Here is a 4287-nt window from a genome sequence, read left to right on the forward strand (position 1 = left end):
GCCGCGCCACCTGGACCTCGCCGCCCTGGCCACGCCAAGCCTGGCGCTGGCCAACGCAGTGCGGGAAACCCTGCGCCTGGGCGACCTGATCGACAACATGCTCACCGCGATGCTCGAAGTGCTGCGCGGCAAACAAACCGCCATCACCCAGGAAATGCGCAGCCTCAGCGACGACGTCGAGGCACTCTACAGCGCGATCAAACTCTACCTGGCGCAAATGCCTCGCGAAGACCTCAGCGAACAGGACAACCGCCGCTGGGCCGAGATCATCGAGCTGTCGATCAACCTGAAACTGGCCGGCGACCTGATCGAACGCATGCTGCGCAAAGTCCAGCAGCAGAAAACCTCCCAACGGCGCCAGTTCTCCGAAGTGGGCCTGGAAGAACTCACCGGCCTGCACAGCCAACTGATCGCCAACCTGCGCCTGGGCCTGTCGGTGTTCCTCAGTGCCGACCCGGAAAGCGCGCGCCAATTGCTGCGCGAGAAACGCCGCTTCCGCGCCCAGGAGCGCCGCCTGGCACACGCCCACGTCAGCCGTCTGCAACGCAAGATCGTGCAGAGCCTGGAGACCAGCTCCCTGCATTTGGAACTGATTGCCGACATGAAACGCTTGAACTCGTTGTTTTGCAGCAGTGCTTATGCAGTGTTGGAAACGTCCGACATCGGCGCGCTCTCCGCCGAAGATATTGCCGACATCACACATTCGCCCTGAACGTAAGACGGCCAGTGAAGTCAGTTAACACTGACCTCACTCGCCAGGAAGCCAGTTATGCGTCGCCTGTTATTCGCCTGCCTGCTCATGGGCTCTGTACACGCCTTTGCCTTTGACCGCCTGCAAGTCGAGGGCTACACATTGCCCAACGGCCTGCAATTACTGCTCAAGCCGGGCACCGAACGCGGGCATGTGGCGATTCGCCTGGTGGTCGGCGTGGGCCTGGATGACTTCCGTTGCGAAGACAAGGAACTGCCGCACCTGCTCGAACACTTGTTGTTCAGCGGTATCGACGGCGGCGGTGAAGGCGACCTCGAAGAACGCATGCAAGCCCTGGGCGGCGAGTGGAACGCCTACACCAGCAATGCCGACACCACCTTCGTGATCGAGGCGCCCGCGCAAAACCAGCGCAAGGTCTTGGACCTGCTACGGGCGATCCTCACTCGCACCGAACTGACCGACGCCCATATCAACGCGGCCAAGCAAGTGGTCGAGCGCGAGGACGGCGGCCACTACTCACACCTGCAACGCCTGCTGGACCGCCAGGACCTGGGCCACACCGCCAGCAACCAATTGGCGGTCGAACTGGGCCTCAAGTGCACCGAACGCGCCCAGGTCAACCAGTTGACCCGCGACCAACTGGAGCAACTGCGCAAAAACTGGTACGCCCCCAACAACATGACGTTGATCATCGTCGGCGACCTCGACAAGCTGCTACCGGCCTATCTGGAACGCACCTATGGCCAACTCGTTCCGGTCGAGCCGACCGAGCATCTGGCCCTGCCGGAAATCCAGCACGCCGCCGCCAGCCACCGCGACCTGATCCATGGTTGGGTCGGCAACGGCGCCAAACTGCACTGGCTGTTCCCCGAGCCGGTGCTCGACGAGCAGCATGACGAAACCTACGACCTGCTCAAGGACTACCTCGACTGGGCGCTGTATCGCCAACTGCGCCTCAAGCACGGTTTGTCCTACGGCCCGTGGAGCGAACGCGAAGTGCTCGGCGGCGTCGGTTTCCTCAGCCTGAATGCCGACCTCGAACGGGAAACCCTCCCCGAAGCCGAACAGGTGTTGCAGGACCTCAAGGCCCAACTGCTCAAGGACGGCCTCGACCCGGCGGCATTCGCCCGCCTGCAACAGGCCGCCATCGCGCGCCAGGCCTGGGCCGTGCAGGGCAACAGCGCGCTGGCCGACTATTACTGGAGCGCCTCGGGCGACTACGACAACGGTCACTTCAGCGACCCGGTCAAACGCATCAAGGCCGTGAGCCTGGCGCAGACCAACCAGGCCATGCGCGAGCTATTCAAGCAGCCGGGCTACTGGCGCATCGAAAAACCGCTGCTGAGCTACGACATGCTGAACTGGATAGGTGCCGGTGTGCTCGGGCTGATCGCGATTGTATTGATCGGCGTGCGCAGTTATCGCAAACGGATCGCGCAATGAGGCACCGTACCCAGGGCTAAGACGTTATTCTATCGGGGATTTTTCCTACAAAGACTGTGACTGCCGAATGCCGAACCTGAACCACTACATCCAGCGCATCCTCGAACTGATGAAACGCTACCCAGGGGTGATCGCACTCGGCGGCTTCATCTCGGGGGTGAGCAGCTTCATCCTGGTGGACCGCCAGCAGGGCATGGCCAGTTGGATCGCGGTCATCATGCTGGTGAGCTGGTTGTGGCTGATGCTGGAAAACAGCTTTACCCAACTGTTCACCAAAGTCTTCAAGCGCGAAATCCCCGAACCGCTGCTGCGTTACGCCACCCAGATGATCCACCAGGAAAGTCTGTTTTTTGTGCTGCCGTTCTTTTTCATCACCACCACCTGGAACAGTGGCCAATCGATCTTCACCGGGCTGCTCGGCGCGGCGGCGCTGGTGTCGATCACCGACCCGCTCTATTACAAGTGGCTGGCGCCCAAACGGTCGCTGTTCCTCGCCTTGCACACCTTCACCCTGTTCGCCGCGCTGCTCACCGCGCTGCCGATCATCCTGCACCTGACCACCGCCGAGAGCTACAAACTGGCCCTCGGCGTGGCCATGGCCTTGTCGATCCCGAGCCTGGCCGTGAGCTTGCCGCTGCGCAGTCTCAAAGGCTGGGCGATGCTGCTCGGGGTCACGGCCGCCATTGGCTGCGCCGGATGGTTCCTACGCAGTTGGGTGCCACCGGCCACCTTGTGGATGACTGAAGTGGCGATCAGCACCCAGTTGCAAGACCGCACGCCGGGCGACGATCTCAAAGAAGTCAACGCCGCCCAACTGCGCGGCGGCGGGCTGTACGCCTATACCGCCATCAACGCCCCGCGCGGGCTGGAGGAGCGGATCTACCATGTGTGGAAATTCAACGGCAAGGAGGTCGACCGCATCGCCCTGGATATTCATGGCGGGCGCAAGGAAGGCTACCGCGCCTGGACCCACAAACAGAACTTCCCGGCCGACGCGGTGGGGCGCTGGCAAGTCCAGGTGCTGACCGAAGACGGGCAGGTGATCGGCGTGCTGCGTTTCAAAGTGACTGACACAGCACAAACGGACAACCCAAAGTAGGCTGTATCGTGCTATTACGTAGGCATTGTGGATAGCCAGACAAGCTCGGAGCTTATGACCACCAGTACCTCGGCCGGCACAGCCCACCTCGATACGTCCACCGCCCCCCCGTTACTCAGGATTACGGGGGACTGGACGCTTGCCCACTACACAAACCTGAAGAAACTGTCGGACAAGCTCGACGGCCGATACGACGCCGGCGCCCGCGTCGACCTCAATGGCCTCGGCGCCCTCGACACAGCTGGCGCCTCACTGCTGGTCGAGCTGCTGGGCCCAGACCGTATCGAGCAATCCGCCGAGCAAACCGACTGCAGCCTGTCCGCCGCCGACCGCGCACTGCTCAAGACCGTCTACCGCTCCCTGAATGATTTCTGCGTACCGGAAAAAGCCCCGGAAGAAGCCACCGGCATCCAGGTGCTGGCGCGCATCGGCGCCGCGGTGGATGCGGTGTGGCTGGACAGCAAGCAACTGCTGGGCTTTATCGGCCTGATCCTTGAAACCTTCGCCCGCAGCATTTTCCGGCCCAAGCGCTGGCGCGTGACGCCGATGGTTGCGCATATCGAACAGACCGGCCTCGACGCCGCGCCCATCGTCGCCTTGCTGACGTTTCTGGTGGGCGCCGTGGTGGCGTTCCTCGGCGCCACGGTGCTCAAGAGCTTTGGCGCGACGATTTTCACCGTGGACCTGGTGGCGTTCTCCTTCCTACGGGAATTCGGCGTCTTGCTGACCGCGATCCTGATCGCCGGCCGCACCGCCAGTGCCTTTACCGCGCAAATCGGCTCGATGAAGGCCAACGAAGAAATCGACGCCATCCGCACCCTGGGCCTGGACCCGATGGAGCTGCTGGTCTTGCCCCGCGTGCTGGCCCTGCTGGTGTCGCTGCCGATGCTGACGTTCCTGGCAATGCTCTCGGGGATTGTCGGCGGCGGGGTGGTGTGTGCGCTGACCCTGGATATTTCGCCGGCGATGTTCCTCTCGCTGCTGCAGTCGGACATTGGAGTGAAGCATTTCCTGGTGGGCATGGTGAAAGCGC

At 62.5% G+C, this 4287-nt stretch carries 4 protein-coding genes; all 4 read left to right on the plus strand.

Annotation, left to right across the window (positions count from 1 at the left end; translation table 11 throughout):
- Positions 1 to 712 (plus strand): Na/Pi cotransporter family protein (locus L9Z73_RS26230; protein ID WP_282598766.1); only part of this gene is annotated, 712 nt, incomplete at its 5' end.
- Positions 713 to 769: 57 nt separating this feature from the next.
- The gene (locus tag L9Z73_RS26235) at positions 770 to 2155 is read left to right on the plus strand and encodes a M16 family metallopeptidase (protein WP_247407404.1); all 1386 of its coding nucleotides are present in this window, start codon (positions 770 to 772) and stop codon (positions 2153 to 2155) included.
- Positions 2156 to 2222: 67 nt separating this feature from the next.
- Complete coding sequence (locus L9Z73_RS26240) at positions 2223 to 3254, plus strand: DUF5924 family protein (RefSeq protein WP_247407407.1); 1032 nt, start codon at positions 2223 to 2225, stop codon at positions 3252 to 3254.
- 54 nt (positions 3255 to 3308) lie between these two features.
- Positions 3309 to 4287: ABC transporter permease (locus tag L9Z73_RS26245; RefSeq protein WP_247407410.1), on the plus strand; the 979-nt coding region annotated here is incomplete at its 3' end.

This window comes from Pseudomonas emilianonis, from assembly GCF_023072625.1.
Classification (GTDB): domain Bacteria; phylum Pseudomonadota; class Gammaproteobacteria; order Pseudomonadales; family Pseudomonadaceae; genus Aquipseudomonas; species Aquipseudomonas paraveronii.